The sequence below is a fragment of the Lysinibacillus boronitolerans JCM 21713 = 10a = NBRC 103108 genome (assembly GCF_000772935.1).
Lineage (GTDB): Bacteria > Bacillota > Bacilli > Bacillales_A > Planococcaceae > Lysinibacillus > Lysinibacillus boronitolerans.
On record NZ_JPVR01000073.1, the window covers coordinates 1 to 18,730 of the forward strand.

Sequence of the window (18,730 nt, forward strand, 5' to 3'; positions counted from 1 at the left end):
ATCCTCCACTTTTTCTTCCTTATCCGCCACTTTGAGCAGGTTATCCGCTACATTAAATTCTAACCTCTACTTTACGCTCTATCCACCGCTCTATAAAAAAACGCCCACCGAAGTGAGCGTTTCTTGTTATTCGTTTGTGCCTTTTTCCACGTCATATTCTGTAATCCAATCACTGAAGCTGCCTACATATAATTGGATGTTTTCATAGCCTTCATCTGCTAATACAGCATAAAGCGGAGAGGCTGTTACGCCGCTTCCACAGTAAACAACAACCTGTTCATCAGGTGTAACTTTTTGACGTAATGCATCGTTTGCCTTTAGTTGACCATTTGACTTCAATTGCTCCCAGTCAAAGTTTTTCGCAGTTGGGATATGGCCAGCTACTTTATCCAATGGCTCTACTTCCCCTCTATACCGTTCAGCAGCGCGCGCATCAAGTAAAGTGGCTTTCACCTCTCCATCCACAATGGCTTTTACGGCTTGGCGTGGTGCGTAAAGCTCATCTTTCCAATCAAACTCAATGATGGTTGGGGGATATTTAATAATATCCTTGGTAAAAGGAATTTTCGCCTCAAGCGCAGGGGCACCTCCGTTGACAATCACTACATTTGGGAAACCAGCGTAGGTTAGCATCCACCAGGCGCGTGGGGCAAATGGAGCTGCTCCTTGGTCATAAACTACAATCTGATCTTCATACCGTAATCCTAGTTCTTGAAAAACGGATGCCAATTTTTCTTTGCTTGGCATTGGATGACGACCTTCTTTGCTGTCCATATCCGATAACTGCTGTTCTAAATCAATATAGATAGCACCAGTAGCATGACCTTCCTCGAATGCTTTTTTGCCAGCCTCTTTGTCCTGAAGATCGAAACGAGCATCGATAAAACGGACGCCATTAAACTGAATTTCATCCACTGATTTGAATACTTTTCCCATTAGAATCACCTCATGCGTATTGTAATTGTGCGTAAATCGCTTTCCAAGAAGCTAAACGACTCTCTTCTTGTAAGGCTAATCTTTCTGTGTCAATTTGTTCAAGCGCTTGATGATAGATATAGTAACGTAATTTTTCGGCTTCCTCTGCAATAAACGTAATCGCCCATGTCATGAGAGAAACTTTCTGTGCATCTAAATAATCTTGTGCATCTGGTTTTGTTACAGCTTCTAATGCCTCACTCAGCTTCACTTTTTCATTCTTTTCAAAGAAAGCTTTTTGATTGCGGAAATGAGATTTTACGCTAGCATATTTGGAAATATCCGCAAACGGTCCTTCAAAATCCAATAAATTTGGCTCAGAAGATTCAAAGGCTAGGAATGAGAAGCTTCGATTTAACTCTTTTAATTCGCGTACTTCATCTTTAAAACGTTGTTGCATCTTTTTGCTAATGAACTGCGATAAACGGAAGTTTGTTACACGCATTTCTTGAGTAAAATCAAAACGCAAGCTTTGCATCACTTCTTTTAATGCATGCTCCAATGCTTGCTGTGCTGGCATTGCAGCAAAGGTAGAAGGATTGTAGCCTTCCTTAAAGAACTCAGGATAACGATAATAAACACGCTGAAGAACATAATAGAGTAGCTCATCAAGCTCCTGTTTTGTTTCACTCTCTAACATGCTCGTATTCAGCACACTGAACTTCGATTGAATATGCTTTTCAAGTGTTGCTAATTCCTCTAGTCGCTCATCTTTACGTTTTAAGTTTTCCTCTGTTTGGGCAATTAAATCCGCCAAACGTTGCTCTGTTTTATCAACTTCCTCTGCAAGAGCTTGAACGGCTAATGCACTCAATTCATCATTTAAGAATGTATGGAAGTCTTTTTCAAATGGTGGCATACCTGATGTTAAATCGGCACCTTCTACCTTTTCCTTCAACGCTAAAAGACTAGATACTCCATATAGTCTTGGGAAGCGAATGCCAAAGCGTTGTAACTCTGAGCGTACATACCCTTTTACATCTTCCTGTTCTTCATCCGTTGTTGCTAAATCAATCGCATTGACAATAAAGAACATTTTATCAAGCTCAAATGCATCCTTTACACGACCAAGCTGGATTAAAAACTCGCGGTCAGCTTTGGCAAAGGCATGGTTATAGTACGTAATAAATAGGATGGCATCAGCATTACGAATATATTCAAATGCTACGCCTGTATGGCGGGCATTAATAGAGTCCGCTCCTGGCGTGTCAACAAGTGTCACGCCCATACGTGTTAATGGACTATCATAATAGAAGTCGATATTGTCAACAAAGCAAGATTTATTCTCTTGTGCTACAAATTTTTCAAACTCTTCACGGTCTACACGAAGAATAGAGCCAAACTCAGACTTAAAGGTTGGATAGCCTTCTTTATAGGCACGAATAAATGATTTATGAACATTTAAACGTTCGTCCGTTAACTGAACGGCAAGCCCTTCATCAGCACGATTATAGGCTTCCTCCAATGACGAGACAGACAAACCAATCGCCGCATAGGAGCCTTGAATATCCTCTAGCATTTGTTCTGCAGTTTTAAGCTGTACATCCGCTGTTTCATGTGGGTGCTCAGGTGTAACTGGACGAATTTTATTGATGGCCGCAGTTGTTGGGTTTGGGGATACAGGTAACACCTTGGCTCCCATTAAAGCATTCGAGAAGGAAGATTTCCCAGCACTAAATGCGCCAAACAAAGCAATCGTAAAATCCTTTTTCTGTAAACGTTCTACTTTATTTTCAAGGTATTGGGCAACTTCGGCAAAGCCTTGCACCTCTTTGACTGCATTGGCAGTATGGAGTGCACGGTTAATCACACCTTCGATTGGTAGAGTCGTTGCACTAATAGCTTGCTGAGCTTCCTCTTGTTGGATGATTTGCTCTTTTGGCTGCAACATGGACTCGTCAAATAATCGAATTTCTGCTAAATCTTGCTTAAATGATTGTTCCCAATTTGTAAGCTGTTGATTGGCAACTTGACGAATTTCATTGCTCGCTTGATGCATAGTGCTTGCACTATATTGCTGATAGCCTTCAATTTCAAGAACCGCATTAATAGCATCTACTTTGTCCTGCATACCCGCCATTTTTAATTTTGACGGTGCAGCAGTTTCTGTTGCTACAGCTTCAAGTGTTGGCGCTTGCGCATTTTTCCAGCTATCTGTCTCCTGAATGAAGTAGCGCTTTGTTGCTTCTGCGACACGGTTAGCGAAGTTTAGCACAGCATCACCTGTTAAAATAGCGCCTGTTTGAACTTGTTGCTCAATCAATGAAAAAGGTAAGTCAAATACATAGGCATCAATGGCAGCGGCACGTTCCTCGTTTAATGCACTAACGTCCTTCAATGCCTTTTTCATAAGGCCTTTTAAATGCCCCGTAATTTGTGCATGGACCACATTTTGATAGGCACTATACGCATCCTCTTTACGTCGGTTTCGCTCTTCCTCTGTTTTTTTCTTTGCAGTAAAGAGCCCACCAACTTTAAAGCCTTCCTGCATACTTTCTAAATAAAGGCGTAAGCGATCACGTAAATCAGCTGGCATAATTGCAGCATTCGCGAGCAACTCCTTACGTTGCTCCTCAAACGTTTCGTTCCAAGCTTCTACTGAGAATAATTCAACCTGACGATTTAATTTATTGTATTGCTCTAAAATATCTTGATGGTGTGCCCAGTCATCCGCACTTAAAATTTCTTCATCAATTGCTAAACGATCCTGTCTTTCTTCCATTAAATAATTGTCATGCTCGCTTTGCAATAAACGCAATGTATTCGTAGCTGTTTGTACAAGCTGCTCCTGCCAATCATTCATACTGTCCATCACGATTTTCTTTACTGCCTCAAAATCATTATGTGGATGTTCAGGCTCTCTTAATGATGTGAAGAAAACACCCTTCGGTACAACACCCCATGCTGCAAAGGATTGATGAACAGTTGCTTTAAATTCTTCGAAGCTCAATTCATTATCTTTATGCTTATCGATCATATTGACAATTAAATAAACATTTGGATTATATTTCATTAATTGCTTTGTGAATTGGAAATTTAATTCTGACTGCACATGGTTGTAGTCCATTGTATAAAATACGATATCGGCAATATGTAATGCTGATTCCGTTGACATGCGGTGTGCATCATCTGTGGAGTCTACCCCAGGCGTATCCATTACAGTGACACCTAGTGGTAGTGTAGAGGCACTGTGTCCAATCTCAATCTGTGACACTAAATCCCCATTTTTACTTAGCTCTTTTACTGTTTTAAAATCATAGCCAGCCTCAAATTTTACAGGCTTTTCATTGTGCATGTAAACAATCGCATAGTCTTCCTCTGATTTATGGACTTTTACGATGTTCGCACTTGTTGGAATTGGACTAGATGCCAGTAGATTTTCACCAGACAACGCATTAATCATACTTGACTTCCCTGCAGAGAAATGGCCTGCAAAGCCAATCACATACTCTTTTTGCTGAATTTTTCGAGCAAAAAGTGATGTTTTATCCATACGCTCTGTATCACCATTATGCTGATAAATTATGTATTGCAAAGAGGCTTGCTTTAATAGCCCCTCCAATTGTTGTTCAAAATCTTTCATGAAACCAGTAACCCCTTTTTCATTAATTATTCATAATTAGTATTCTACCTTATTCAACTAGCAAAGTATAACACTAATTTAAAGCATATATGCCAACGTTTCCATCCTTACAAAAACATGTTTATACAAAAAATCTATGCCAAATGATAGATGGTCAACTAGTTCTTTTTGTATTTACTTCATATTTTATAGTAAGCATATTCGGGGCAAAGTTATATTTTTTATGAAGGGAGTGTGATGCCATATGATGAATCCTAAGCCTCATCAAATCATTGAAAAATATTGCTCATGTAACTGTGAGGATCGATTTATCTGGCCCCGTATAAAGGCAACTAACGGCATACCCATTAATCCTCCTACTGAAATAGTCCCAGAAGGAACGATTATACCAACGATCCAGCGATATTTTTATATCGTTACAGCTGATCTTGATCTATCTAATGGGGCAACTCTTCCAGCCGATCTCTTTTGGAATGATGAAGCAAATTCCGTTACTGAGTTTGCAGTTTTTTCACCCAATGGTTACGTTAACCTTTATATTAATGCAGTAATGCAGGAAGGCGGTATTTATACGGTAACCCCAGCCTCCCTGACAATCGTACCCTATAATGCGACATTGTATAGAGGAACACCCATTATTATCGAATCGCTAGGCTTTACAACAAAATAAAGGAAATGAAAGGAGGTGAAATGGGTGGCACTTTCCATTATTAATATTCACGTCAATGTAACAGGTAGTTCTACAAGATTTTTTAACGTCTTAGCTGCACCACTAGCCATTGCAGATGGCACAACAGTCGCTGCAACAACGTTTTTAAATGATAGCGGTACAGCCGCAACAGCATTCCCAGAAGTCGCAAATGGTTACTATAACTTATATATCAATGGTGTTCTTCAGGAGGGTGGTGCCTATACAGTTTCTACAACTGAAATAACGTTCAATACTGTCACAGGTACACTTTCTGCTGGTACGCCCATTGTGCTAGAAGCTGTTGAGCTAGTGACAACAATCTAAATAAAATGGATGCCTTGTTTAGGGCATCCATTCTTACATTTTATTGCAGTTGCTGTCTGACACCTGCAATTTTTTTTGCGTAATCTAGCGCATGTGGGCCATCTCCGTGAATACATAAGGTTTGCACCGCAACTTTAATTTTTTGGGACTGGACTGACAACACTTCATTAGCAGTCAAAATACCTTTTACATGCACTAGCATTTCTTCTTCCGATTGTATTAAGGCATTTGGTTCCTGTCTGTTCACTAATGTGCCGTCATCGTTATAGCGTCGATCCGAAAAAACCTCTTCATATACTTGAAGCCCTATGTCTCTAGCAATCTCTACGATGAGGCTACCAGATAAGGCATATAAAATAAGCTGCGGATTAAAATCATACACTGCATTGACTACAGCTAACGCTTTTTCACGGTCATTCGCGCATTGATTATAGAGAGCGCCATGTGGTTTAACATGATGAAGCGTACCTTTTTCAATCTGCACAAATGCTTGTAAGGCACCAATCTGATAAACTAACATATCATAAATTTCAGCTGGGCTACATTCCATATTGCGGCGACCAAATCCCTCTCGATCAGGATAGCCTGGATGTGCACCAATATGAACATTTTTATTAATGGCACTGCGGACAATTTGATGCATAATCGAATGATGTCCAGCATGGTAGCCGCATGCAATATTGATGGAAGTTACATAGTCTAATAGTGCTTCGTCTTTACCTGTGATAAATGCATTATAGCTTTCACCTAAATCACAATTAATATCAATTGGCATCATGCTTCCTCCAGTACAAAGTGAATAGTGTTAAACATACGCATTTGTGCTACTTTATGTAAATCCTCTTCATGAACTGTCGCAATAATAGGATAGCCTCCTACTGTTTGAGCATCAGCCATTAGGATAATGGGATCACCACTTTGCGGCACTTGGATCGTACCGAACTGTGTAGCTTCTGACAGTATATCTTTCATTTCCTGAAGTTGTAAGGCAGGTCCTTTTATGTAGTAGCCCATACGATTGCCGCCGATAAATTGAAAAGGATTTTGTAAAAATTGTTGCTGACTCTTTTCTGTAAATAAATGAAAGTGCGGTCCTTTAAACAATCGAACCGTAATGGAACTGTCAAAATTCGGACGATAGGGTGCATATAGCCCTCTATTATATTTTAAAGACGATGATACCTGCCCATACAAAATACTTCCTTTTGTAATCCGTGTTCCCAAATTGCCAAGCGGAAGGCAGGATTGGCTACCAAGCTCATCGTTTGTACGAAAACCTCCTAATGGAGTTAAGTAAACAATAGAGCCTTGATGGACACCCTTGATAGCTAATCTATCTCCCCTCGTTAAATGGAATGTTTTCCACATTTCGATTGGTACATGATTAACCAAGCATGTACTATGCCCCCCTGTTAATACATAAACACAATCAGCAAGCGCCTCAAATTCAAAACCACCAACAAACATTTCAAAAGACGTTTGATCATGGTGGTGATGTAAGATTCTCTGAGCTGCTTGAAACGATCGGTTATCCATTGGTCCAGATAACGGAATACCAAATGCCCGATAGCCGTACCTTCCTTTGTCTTGTAAGCTACCATAAACCCCTTGTTTTGTTACGAGCAGAAGTGGCTTCAAACGCTACACTCCTTTGCTTTTCATTTCCCAAAATTGCTGTTTGGTTATTTCATAAAACTGAACTTCATCACCAAGTTCAAATAAAAATGGCTCTTTGCCATGAACATCAAATAAATCCAACGGTGTTTTTCCTATAATATTCCAGCCACCGGGTGAATCGACAGGATAGATTCCTGTTTGTCCACCCCCAACTCCAACAGAGCTTGCTGATACAGATGCCCTTGGTTTCTGTAAGCGTGGCACAAATAATTTAGAATCAAGCTCGCCTAAGTAAGGAAAGCCTGGTAAAAAGCCGATTAAATACACATAATAGCTTTTGGACATATGCAATGTTTTAATGTCCTCAAAAGGTAAACCTGTAAAATTCATGACGCGCTTTGAATCTAAGGCAAATTCCTCATCATAGCAGACGGGGATTTTTAAAAATCGATTCGTTCCTTTATCAATTGTTGTGGAGGCTTGCATCTCAAGCCACTGCATTTCTAAACGTTCAACATCTATATTTTGTTTAATATAAGCTGTTACTGTATGGTAGCTTGCAACACTTTCAACTAGGTTATGTCGTAGCTGCTGTTTCAGAAAACGATTAAACGTTTGGACCGCGTGAAAGTTTGAGTGGGAGATTTCCTCCTTGAATGCAAAACGAATAGTATGTTGACTAATCCACATCGAATGAGGAAAATCAATGATTGGTTGCACGTGCCGTCTCCTCAATACAAAGCTGTACTGCAGCTATCAAATCTCCGATATTCCAGCCGGGAATTTTGCCATGTTGGATTGCCAGCTCAAATGATGCTGGAATATGAATAAAGCCAGCACGAACCCCTTTATGTTGCTGGGCATAAGCAAGCCCCTCATACATAATGTTATTACACAAGTATGTACCTGCTGTATTGGAGATTTCCGCTGGATATCCTTCTCCCTGCAAACGATTTACCATACTGCGAATCGGTAAGTTTGTTAGATAAGCATCCTCCCCCTCCTCATAGATACTCTCATCAACGGGTGTATAGCCATTATTATCAGGCTCTCCGTCTTTCACATTAATGGCAATGCGCTCTGGTGTTACTTTAAAACGTCCTCCTGCTAACCCTAATGAAATGATGATTTGTGGTTTCACTTCTTCTATATGTTGTTTTAATTGCTCCGCTGATTGCTGAAAATCAACAGATAAAATTCGTCCGACGATATCATAGCTATCTATCTTCTTTCCATTTAATGCTTCCACAATTTGCATTGTTGGATTTATTTTAAAATCAAGAAATGGTTCAAACCCTGTTACTAATATTTTTGTCATATTTGTCACCTGATTTCTATCGGACGTTTTTTAAAGTAGCGTCCAAATTGTTTAATTTTATTTACTTTAGTAGAAAGTGCTGCTTCAATAATAGCTTGATTAAATAATTTATGTGCTTCAATACAAGAAGTTAATTCTTCATCATAAACAATTTCATCAGACACTTCAGAAATGATATCTAGAGCCACCCACTGCGGGTAGCGTAATATACTTACAGATGAGTATGTTGGCGTAACTTCCATACTTCGATAAAAATTTATATTTCCCATTTCTTCAATTGGGTACTTTTGTGGATCCCACTTTGTGCCATATTTATAGTAGCGTTCACGCCAATAAGCATTTTCTTGGGCAAATATTGTACCCTCAAAAATCATATTCACTTTTTCAGCTACTCGTTCTAGATTCGTAGCCTGGACTTCCCTCGTATCATAATCCGCATATCGACCAATTCCGTAGATCTTAGCACTTGGAAGCGTGTAAGAAACAGGGAAAATAGGTGGACACGCATATCCTGCGAATGGTTGAACCCATTCACGAGCAGGGATTCCATGATCATCAATCACTATATCAGGTGCCCATTTTTTTAAGATAAGTGGTAAAACATTTGCCTCACCAAATACACTTTCTTGGAATTTGACATAGGCAAACTCTAAACCTACCGCATTAAATCTTGCAGCATGATGTTTCCATTTTGGATGTTCTTTTGTCAAGCTCTCCATTATTTCATAACCATCTGGATTTGATAGCGGAATAATGATTATATTAATCTTTTTTAAGATTTCAGGATGGTGACAAATAATATCTTCCATGAGCTCTAATATAGCAGGTGTACTAGATACTTCGTTTGGATGATGGCCCGCTTCAAAGACAATCGTATGCTTTTCATCCGATTTTTTAAGTCCTGAATAAAAGTCACTAGTAATAGGCTCAGTCACTTCAAAAAATGGAATGACATTCCCTTTGTAAGATATATCCCCATAATTTAGTTTGACCTCAGAATAATTTTGATACCGCGTTGATAGTTGATAAACATTTTTAATTTTGTATTTTAAATTATCATTCATTTTCATTACTTTCAGATAATTACCTAAATACATTTCTACTGTTTCAAATTGCCCCTCTTGGTTAAATAAAATTCTTTTTGTAACTGGAACTAAATTGGTTTTTTCATGCCATTTGTATGCCCGTATTACACTTTTAATAGGCTTATAAATATTTTCCTCTATATGAATAAAGGGAATAATACCACCAGGAGCTTGATAAGGTTGATTAACTAATCGGCGACCGAGTTCATTAAAATAATCAAGCGTGTTAAAATAAAGGTCTTCGTATAACGCTTCAAAGGACGAGTTTGCTTCTTGCTTCACGTTTAATTCTTCTTCAATTCCAGATGAAGTAAAGTCAATTTCGATGCGATCAAATAAAGGGAACAATTGTCCTTGATCACGATTTGTTACATCAATATTTAATTTTCCCACTATCTGAGGAAGAAACCCATTGATATACGTTTTATAGAAACGCTCACGATCTGACAATATTGCATTTTCTTGAACCAGTTTCCCATCTTCAAATAACCTATACCCCGCTGTAGTTGGATAGACTTTTCTCTGACCATCAACATAATCCAATTCACTAATCAGCGGATTTAATTCAGCAATTAATAGATCATCAACATAGACACTATAGATGTGCTGCTGTGTGCTTGAAAGCTCAAATTGTACATTTTCTTTCGGTATGCCATATTGCATTTCAATCAATTCGTCCACTGGGTAAAGTTCCATAATCCAGCGATTATGTTGTTCTAAACCATTTTGATTAACCCCATCTTTACATATTATTTTTACTTGTTCAAAATGACCCGAAACAGATGGAAGTACTTCCTCTAATATCCAGTATAACCCTGTTTTAAACGCAGAGCGAACTGTAATTGTCTTTAAATTTGAAAATTTCTTATACAAATCTAAACAATATTCATCTCGATTTTTTTTAGAAGCTGTAAGATAGATTTCAGCATCAAGCATTTTATTTGGTTCATCTTGCAAAGCATTTAAAATATACGATGCTTCCGATTCATCTTCCCATGTTGTTTCATACAACAAATCTGCTACATTTACTTGTTTTTCGTTTAGCTCCCAAACACCAAATAAGCCACCTTCAGACACATGCTTTTCTTTTGCTATTGAATGTAGGACAGTCGGTAAGCAATCTTTAGTACCACAAATTTGAATAACGTTTCTAGAACTTAACTCCATGAAATTTTCAGTTCCTTGCTTGATATCAATCGAGAACTGTCGATGATCTTCTGTGACAACTGGTAAAGAAACAGAGGTAGCATACAGTCCTAAACGTAATGCAAGATAGCAAACTTCTTTTATAATGGCGTTTGACATGATTTCTTGTTGTAAATTAATTTTCACACTTAAATGCTGATGTGGATGTGCCTCGTCCTTCTCACCAGTTCCATAGGCTGACCACAGATGACTTAAACTTTCATAATAAGAGGATGGAATATCTGTATGCGTTTCGGCCATTCCTTCACTTGCTATCGTACTTAACAACGTTGACAGCGAAGACTCAGTTTCATAATAGAGTGTAAAGATAGATCCATTCTGTGAAATAAATGTACTACTATGTTGTAAAAATTCCATTGAGTACTGCTGATTAGACGCTTGAAATAAATCAAAATCTATTTCATTTGACTCTAAGCCTAACCTCGCACAAAAATCAATCAATCCGATTGGAACAAGATTTGTAGGTAAGTTTATAAATAAAGAAGGCTTTTTTAGGGTTTCATTCTTATTAAATAAAATTGAAAATATTTTTGAGTTCACACTATCACCTAAACTTTCATATTTGGATCTAAGCGATCTCGTAGCCAATCTCCTAGTAAATTAAAGCCTAGTACAGTTAACATAATTGCAATACCTGGAAATACAGAAATCCACCAAGCTGACGTCATATAATTCCGACTGTCTGCTAACATTCCGCCCCACGAAGGTACTGTCGGTTCAACACCTAACCCTAAAAATGTTAGTGAAGCCTCTAATAAGATAAACTCTGCGATACACATCGTTGCTAACACTAAAATCGAAGAAGCAACATTTGGTAAGATGTGCTTAAGGATAATTTTAAAATGTGTGCCTCCGATTGCCTTTGCAGCCTGTATATATTCTTGTTCCTTTAGAGCTAAAATCTCCCCTCGAATTAGCCTAGCAAAACTAACCCAATATGTAAGTCCAAGAATAATAATGATTTTTTCAATCCCTGTTCCAAATACACTCATAATTACAATTGCTAGTAAAATAAATGGCAGACCTAATTGAACTTCAGCTAACCTCATGATTAAATCGTCCATCCATTTCCCAAAATACCCTGACACAATTCCAAGAAATGTTCCAAGGACTAACGAAATGAGCACACCACAAATCCCTACCAAAAGGGAAATACGAGCACCATATATAATCCTACTTAGCAAATCCCGTCCAACTTGGTCTCCCCCAAGTAAATATTGAGATTTACCAGTATCGTCTAACCATTTAGGCAAATCTAGACGATGTCCTAAACTAGCTGCTCCTGGATCATGTGGAGCAATATAAGGGGCAAATATCGCACATAGAATAGTCGTGACAACTAATAATAGACCGATTATCCCAGTTGGATTATTTTTAATAAACTTTAAAATACTTATTATTCTACTAACCTTTTTTATTTCGACTGTTTCTGCTTCCATTATCTGTGTCATTAATTGTCACCTCTTCCAGTGCGTATTTTTGGGTTAATTAATGAATAACATAAATCCACAATTAGATTAACGACAATCATGATAAGAGCTAGGAGAATTACTCCACCCTGTACGACTGGATAATCTCGTTGATTAATAGAATCAACAATTAATCTTCCGATTCCTGGCCAAGAAAATACTTGCTCTACAATAACAGCCCCCCCTAAAAGTCCACCGAACTGTAACCCAACAAACGTCACAGTTGGCAATAAGGCATTTCGAAAGGCATGTCGAATAATGACAAGCCATTCTCTAATTCCTTTTGCTCGAGCAGTTGTCACATATTGCATTTTAAGCACCTCAAGCATAGAGGTACGAATTAATCGAACTAAAATACCAGATAAAATCAGACCCAATGCAATGGATGGAAGGATCAATGAGCTAAACCCATCAAAGCCCGATACAGGTAACCATTTTAACTGAACAGCAAAGATCAAGATTAGCATAAACGCTAACCAAAAATTAGGGAAAGAGATACCTAATAAAGAAAAAATACGACCAAAAATATCAATGGACTTGCCTTTATAAACTGCAGATAGGATACCGATAGGAATAGCGATTAACAATGCTACAGTCATCCCCCCTAAAGCAAGTGCTAGTGTTGGCCATGCTCGTTCTAACAACATTTCCAAAACTGGACTATTCGAACGATACGATGTACCAAAATCAAGCGTTACTAAATCTTTCATGAATATGATATATTGCTCCCAAATAGGCTTATCTAAACCCAACTTTGCTGTCAGTTCCTCTACTGCTTGTTGTGAAGGTTCCCCAGCACCGAACATGATGCTTACCGGATCCCCCGTTAAACGAATGGCGAAAAATATAATTAATGAGACAGCAATTATCACCAACACTGTATGCGATAAACGTCGTAGTATATAGGAAAGCATAATTCCATCCTCCTAATTTGAAATGAAAGAGATAGTATGACAAGCATACTATCTCATAATTTTTTACTTACTCGACAGTGACACCTTCAAATCTAAAGCGGCCATCATGAGGTGGTTGGAAATCTTTTATTCGTTTATTCACTGCGTATATTTCAACCTCAGAATATAAATTAACTTCTGCAGCATCTTCATATAACACTTCTGTCAGCTCTTTAAAGATTTTTTGACGCTCCTCATTATTAATCGTTGCTCGCTCTGCCGCTAATAATTGTTCAACTTTTTCATTTTTATAGGATGGATTCCAGAATTCCCCTTCGTGATACATTAAATAAGCTGTATTATCAAAATCTAAAGTCCAACCACCCCAGCCATTTTTATACATTTGACCAGCTTTCCCTTGTGGTATTAACTCTGATTGGAATGTAGTATTTTCCACACTATTAATAGAAACTTTCAATCCCACTTCTTGTAAATAAAATGCTACTGCTTGGGCTATTTCTTTAAATGTTCCATCCGTACCTGGAATAAAGAATTCAAGTGTAGTACCTTCAGGAACCTTAGCTTCTGCAAGTAATTTTTTTGCTTTTTCTGGATCATATGGATATGGCTCTAAATCTTTGTTATAGCCAAAAGATAGATTACTTTGGAACGAACTAATGAGGTTGCCATAGCCACCTAAAATTTCTTTCACTATTGTTTCCTTATCAATGGCATAGTTAATCGCTTGACGAACACGTACATCATCAACAGGCTTTTGTGCTGGATCAAAACGAATTGAATACGCTGTAGGAGTGGACACATCCTTTAATTCAATGAAATCAGTTCCTTCTGCTGTTGCCGCTTGCGAAACCTCTAAACGTGTCATAATATCAATATTTCCTGTTTGTAATTCTGCCAGTGCCGTCGCTGTTTCTGGAATCACTTTAAATGTTACTTTATCTAGTTTAATAGCATCTTTATTCCAATAATCTTCATATCGCTCAATAACTACTTGTTTATCACGTTGATAATCAGTCATTTTAAATGGACCAGTACCAACAGGCTTCATGTCAAAATTCTCTGCACCCTGTTCTTGGATATATTTAGGTGGTACGATGACAGCACCATATCCTGAAAGTTTAGTCAATAATACTGGGTCAATGGCATTTAGGTGCATAGTGACTTCATAGTCACCTGTCACTTCAACATTGTCAATCGACGTATAGTTTGAATATTGCGGACCTTGTTGACCTTCTTCTCCTAGTAGACGATCAAATGTAAATTTAACTGCTTCCGCATTAAACGGTTCGCCATTATGGAAGGTAACACCTTGTCGTAGTTTAAAAACAATCGTTTTATCATCTATATATTCCCAAGATTCCGCTAACCCTGGTTGAATTTCTAAATCTAAAGAACGACTTACTAATCCTTCAAATACCGATGTTGCTACTGTACTCCAAGCAAGTAAAAATGTATCAATTGGGTCCCAGTTTTGTGGGTCTCCTGCCACACGAATAACTAATTCATTTCCACGTGTTGCTGCTGGATTTTCACCAGATGATTTACTACTATTTTTACTTTCGTCTTTTGATGATGTACCGCCACTACATGCTGTTAAAACAATCATTATACAAACAAGTAATAGCGCAATCCATTTTTGTTTCTTCATACATTGTTCATCCCCTTTTGTATTTGTGCTATCTATACGCCATAAGGATATGGCATCGAATAACCTAGTTCAGCAGATATTGAAGCTGCCGTTTCCCACAGACCTTCTAAAAATTCATTTATTTTTTCTTTTGGTATGAGTGTCTCTATGCCCGCTATACTAATCGAGTATTCTACCTTGCGTTCACTATTGAAAATCGGTACTGCTATTGATACAGTGCCTTCTTCCAATTCTGACACGCTGTAGGCATAGCCATTTTTTTTCCCAAATTCAATTAGTTCAAATATCTCTTCATCAGTAACAGGTGTTCCACTAGCATATTTTTTACGAGTTTTTTGAAGTACCTCACTAATTTTTTCCTCTGATTGAAAGGATAAAAGTATTCTTGAACAAGCGCCTGCATAAAGAGGTGCTCTTCTCCCCACCCGTGTATATAATAAAACTGGTTTTAAACTTTCGATTTTTTCGATATAAAGACCATCTGTTTCATCCAGTATGCTTAGTTGAACAGCCAAGTCAAACTTCTGTTGCAACATCTTCATATACGGTATAGCCAAAGAACGAATTTCAATTGAATTTGCAGCAATTGCACCTAATTCAATGAGTTTATTCCCAAGTAGATAATGATCACTCAATACTAACTGTCCACCGCTTTGAACGTAAGGACGTTTTAATACGCCTAAATCTGTAAATGTTTTTAAAAACCTATGTAAAGTCGGTTTAGGAATATCCGTTTCGATCGCTAGCTCGTCTAACCGCCAAGAAGGTTTTTCTTCAGTAAATAACGTTAAAATATTAATACCTTTTTCCAATGTTTTGCTCATGTTAATCGCTCCATTTGCTCTTCATAAAGTAAACAGGAAACTTCATGCTTATCGCCAATTTTTTTAAATTTCGGAGGTGTCACTTTACATATTTCCATGCAGTTTGGGCATCGTGTATGGAATGTACAACCCGATGGTGGATTAGCAGGATTGGGAACATCTCCACTTAGCACAATTCGCTCCTTTACTTTTGAAGGATGAGATTTTGGTAATGCCGATAGTAAAGCTTTTGTGTATGGATGTTTAGGATTATTAAATAATTCGTGTTTATCTGCCATTTCCACTAACTTTCCTAAATACATTACCCCTATGCGGTCACAAAAATGATGCACTACACTTAAATCATGTGATATGAAAATGTAGGTAAGGTTCATTTCCTTTTTTAAATCTTTCATAATATTTAATACTTGAGATTGAATGGAAACATCCAGAGCAGATACTGGTTCATCTGCAACAATCAATTTTGGATTGGACACTAATGCTCGAGCAATTCCAATCCGTTGTCTTTGACCACCTGAAAATTCATGTGGAAAACGTTCTAACTGCTTTTGTGTAAGTCCAACCTGTTTAGCTACTTCATAAACGCGTTGTTTTCTCTCTTCCTTTGTACCTATTCCAAAATTCACCAAAGGTTCTTCGATTATTTTAAACACCTTCATACGAGGATTAAGGGAAGAAAAAGGGTCTTGAAAGATGATTTGCATATCACGGCGCTTTTGACGTACCTCTTTTGGGCTAAGAGTGGCAATATTTTCTCCATTCAGTAAAATTTCACCCTCAGTAGGTGTTAGAAGCTGAATTAATGTTTTACCCATAGTGGACTTTCCGCACCCAGACTCTCCGACAATTCCTAAAACCTCACCCTCATTTACAAAAAATGAAACATCATCTACTGCTTTTAAATGACCTGAACGTGATCCTTTAACTGGAAAATATTTCTTTAAGTGTTTAACTTCTAACAATGGACTGCCCATTGACAATTCCCCCTCCTACTTCGTTCTCTTCGTACAGCCAACATCTAACTTTGGTACCAATAGAGGTTGTATATAGATCAGGCTTCTTTTTACATTGATCTGTTGCAAATTCGCAGCGATCGAAAAATCTACAACCTGAAGGCATATCGGATGGTGATGGCACCACCCCTTCTATTGATGGAAGGTACTCTTGTTCTGATTCAATGTCAGGCAATGAATTTAATAACCCTTTTGTATATGGATGAAGCGGATAATTAAACAAATCTAGCACTGTTGCCTCTTCAACAATTTCACCAGCATACATCACAATTACTTTCTCACATATTTCTGCTACTACACCAAGATCATGGGTAATTAAAATGATGGACATATCTAGTTTTTCTTGTATGTCTCTCATTAAATCTAAAATCTGAGCCTGGATTGTCACATCTAATGCTGTAGTAGGTTCATCTGCAATTAATATTTCTGGTCCACAAGCCAATGCCATGGCGATCATAACCCTTTGTCGCATTCCTCCTGATAATTGATGAGGATATTCATTCACTACTTTATCTGGACGAGGAATACCTACGAGACGAAGCATATCAACGGCACGTTCATGAGCTTCTTTCCTTGAAATTTTTTCATGGCTATGAATCATTTCCATAATTTGAGAACCAACCTTATATACTGGATTGAGCGAACTCATTGGTTCTTGAAATATCATAGAAATTTTTTTCCCACGAATCTTTCGCCATTCCTTATTCGACTTTTTATTAATTTGTTTTTGATCTATGTAAACTTCTCCACCTTGCCAGTTAACCCCAGCAGGTAACAATCCCATAAGTGAAAGTGATGTCATGCTTTTTCCACAACCTGATTCCCCTACAATCCCCAAAGTTTTTCCTTTTTCAAGTTGAAATGATACTCCATTCACAATGGCAATATCTTTTTTATTTTGTTGAATACCTATTTTCAAATCGCTTACTTCTAAAATATTCAAACTCATTTCCCCCTCCGTTCCAAAATATGAAACGCGATTCCATTTTTTAAAATCTTAACAGAAAAAACTTGGTTATTTCAATAGTTTTCAGAAAAAAATAAAAATTCATCTTAATTAAATTATTCCGAAAAAACATTTAATTTTTTTATCATTCCTAGAAATACAAAAAAACATGGTCCGAATATTCGGACCATGCCTATAGATGTTTAACAAGTATTAGCTCTTATTTCAAATGTGCAGTTGCCTGGTTCATGACGTATTTTCCAACTCCAATATAGATCACTACAGCTGCTCCAATCAATACGAAAGTCATTGCGAACCGCTCCTTCTTAGTTATTTTTCGTTAAGTTTTCAGACGTTTACATTGAATTTGAAAATCATTCTCATTAATATATTATAAATTTCACGTTAATTCGTCAAGACATACTTTCATCTTACCCTTTTTACATGGTAAGATGTAGAAAAGTCGGAAAAAGGATGCGGTAATGATGAGTAATTCGAAGTACTTTCAAACTATTTTAAACGGGACAATCCACGCTTTAAAAACCATTCTTCCTATGGATATAGAAGTAAAGTCGCCTAGTATTATTTCTGAACCCTTTCAACAGCAACAAATGGGCGTATTAATTGGCTTAATCGGAGATTTAAAGGGACGCGTTATCATTGACTCCTCTCCCGAGGTGTTCAGCGGGATCGGTAGCACTATGTTCGGTATGCCGCTTGAAGGAGAAATGCTAGAATCCTTTACAGGGGAATTTGGTAACATGATTGCAGGAAATTTATGTACAGCTGTTGGGCAAGAAAGCTTAGAAATTGATATCACTCCGCCAACGGTGATGGTGGGCAATACAAAATTATATGGCTTTGAAAAGGCCTTTGCTCTCCCAGTTTCGGTCCCAAGCGTCGGTGCCCTAACAGTTCTATTAACAATTGAAGAAGAAGCGGAATAGAAGCTTGGTAGGTTTAAAGTCTGTTCCAAATAAGACATTGTATGCAAGACATTCAGCATGTATGTGTGTAAGATTTGCCTTTCGCCCACAAGGGAATGAGAAGGACGGTTCTCCCTTTCTTAAAATCTATTATTTTTATTAAAAAAAGTTAATTACAATCATTAAGCAAG

Annotated in this window: 16 protein-coding genes; 3 read left to right on the plus strand and 13 right to left on the minus strand. The window is 37.7% G+C overall.

The features are described 5' to 3' along the window. Nucleotides 1-126 precede the first annotated feature (126 nt). Both CD31_RS10510 and CD31_RS10515 read right to left on the minus strand, forming a co-directional pair. Complete coding sequence (locus CD31_RS10510; protein ID WP_036077483.1) at nucleotides 127-936, minus strand: sulfurtransferase; 810 nt, start codon at nucleotides 934-936, stop codon at nucleotides 127-129. A 10-nt stretch (nucleotides 937-946) separates the two neighbouring features. Continuing rightward, a complete protein-coding gene (locus tag CD31_RS10515; protein WP_036077485.1) occupies nucleotides 947-4,558 on the minus strand; it encodes a dynamin family protein in 3,612 nt (1,203 codons plus the stop codon). Between the two features lie 244 nt (nucleotides 4,559-4,802). On the opposite strand from CD31_RS10515, the gene CD31_RS10520 reads away from it, so the two are divergent. Continuing rightward, nucleotides 4,803-5,228, plus strand: a complete 426-nt coding sequence (locus CD31_RS10520) for a DUF4183 domain-containing protein (RefSeq protein ID WP_036077487.1) — start codon at nucleotides 4,803-4,805, stop codon at nucleotides 5,226-5,228. Nucleotides 5,229-5,252: 24 nt separating this feature from the next. After that, nucleotides 5,253-5,573 carry a DUF4183 domain-containing protein gene (locus tag CD31_RS10525; protein ID WP_016991913.1) on the plus strand — a complete coding sequence of 107 codons (321 nt, stop codon included), beginning with the start codon at nucleotides 5,253-5,255 and terminating at the stop codon, nucleotides 5,571-5,573. A gap of 40 nt (nucleotides 5,574-5,613) precedes the next feature. On the opposite strand, the gene CD31_RS10530 is transcribed toward CD31_RS10525, so the two are convergent. The 11 genes from CD31_RS10530 to CD31_RS10580 form a co-directional block, all read right to left on the minus strand. Then, nucleotides 5,614-6,348 (minus strand): 5-oxoprolinase subunit PxpA, encoded by a 735-nt coding sequence (locus CD31_RS10530; protein ID WP_081977493.1) that lies wholly within the window; start codon nucleotides 6,346-6,348, stop codon nucleotides 5,614-5,616. Continuing rightward, nucleotides 6,348-7,211, minus strand: coding sequence for a 5-oxoprolinase subunit C family protein (locus CD31_RS10535; protein ID WP_016991914.1), 864 nt, complete (start codon nucleotides 7,209-7,211; stop codon nucleotides 6,348-6,350). Before CD31_RS10535 ends, CD31_RS10530 begins: the two co-directional genes overlap by 1 nt. A 3-nt stretch (nucleotides 7,212-7,214) precedes the next feature. Beyond that, nucleotides 7,215-7,910 carry a 5-oxoprolinase subunit PxpB gene (gene pxpB, locus CD31_RS10540; RefSeq protein ID WP_036077491.1) on the minus strand — a complete coding sequence of 232 codons (696 nt, stop codon included), beginning with the start codon at nucleotides 7,908-7,910 and terminating at the stop codon, nucleotides 7,215-7,217. After that, a complete protein-coding gene (pcp, locus tag CD31_RS10545; RefSeq protein ID WP_036077493.1) occupies nucleotides 7,894-8,508 on the minus strand; it encodes a pyroglutamyl-peptidase I in 615 nt (204 codons plus the stop codon). The genes pxpB and pcp overlap by 17 nt, the downstream gene beginning before the upstream one ends. 5 nt (nucleotides 8,509-8,513) lie before the next feature. Then, complete coding sequence (locus tag CD31_RS10550) at nucleotides 8,514-11,156, minus strand: M14 family metallopeptidase (protein WP_244905048.1); 2,643 nt, start codon at nucleotides 11,154-11,156, stop codon at nucleotides 8,514-8,516. Between the two features lie 191 nt (nucleotides 11,157-11,347). Then, nucleotides 11,348-12,250 carry an ABC transporter permease gene (locus CD31_RS10555; RefSeq protein ID WP_016991918.1) on the minus strand — a complete coding sequence of 301 codons (903 nt, stop codon included), beginning with the start codon at nucleotides 12,248-12,250 and terminating at the stop codon, nucleotides 11,348-11,350. Then, nucleotides 12,250-13,182 carry a nickel ABC transporter permease gene (gene nikB, locus CD31_RS10560; protein ID WP_036077499.1) on the minus strand — a complete coding sequence of 311 codons (933 nt, stop codon included), beginning with the start codon at nucleotides 13,180-13,182 and terminating at the stop codon, nucleotides 12,250-12,252. Before nikB ends, CD31_RS10555 begins: the two co-directional genes overlap by 1 nt. A gap of 67 nt (nucleotides 13,183-13,249) precedes the next feature. Continuing rightward, nucleotides 13,250-14,830: an ABC transporter substrate-binding protein gene (locus tag CD31_RS10565; protein ID WP_036077502.1), complete on the minus strand. Its 1,581-nt coding sequence runs from the start codon at nucleotides 14,828-14,830 to the stop codon at nucleotides 13,250-13,252. A gap of 32 nt (nucleotides 14,831-14,862) precedes the next feature. Then, nucleotides 14,863-15,654 (minus strand): IclR family transcriptional regulator, encoded by a 792-nt coding sequence (locus tag CD31_RS10570; RefSeq protein WP_016991920.1) that lies wholly within the window; start codon nucleotides 15,652-15,654, stop codon nucleotides 14,863-14,865. Further along, nucleotides 15,651-16,628, minus strand: coding sequence for an ABC transporter ATP-binding protein (locus tag CD31_RS10575; RefSeq protein WP_036077504.1), 978 nt, complete (start codon nucleotides 16,626-16,628; stop codon nucleotides 15,651-15,653). Before CD31_RS10575 ends, CD31_RS10570 begins: the two co-directional genes overlap by 4 nt. After that, on the minus strand, nucleotides 16,603-17,616 hold the full coding sequence (locus CD31_RS10580) for an ABC transporter ATP-binding protein (protein ID WP_026023343.1): 1,014 nt from the start codon (nucleotides 17,614-17,616) through the stop codon (nucleotides 16,603-16,605). Before CD31_RS10580 ends, CD31_RS10575 begins: the two co-directional genes overlap by 26 nt. Nucleotides 17,617-18,098: 482 nt before the next feature. Between CD31_RS10580 and CD31_RS10585 the strand changes: the two genes are divergently transcribed. Continuing rightward, nucleotides 18,099-18,560 (plus strand): chemotaxis protein CheX, encoded by a 462-nt coding sequence (locus CD31_RS10585; protein WP_004269332.1) that lies wholly within the window; start codon nucleotides 18,099-18,101, stop codon nucleotides 18,558-18,560. The last annotated feature ends 170 nt before the right edge of the window (nucleotides 18,561-18,730 follow it).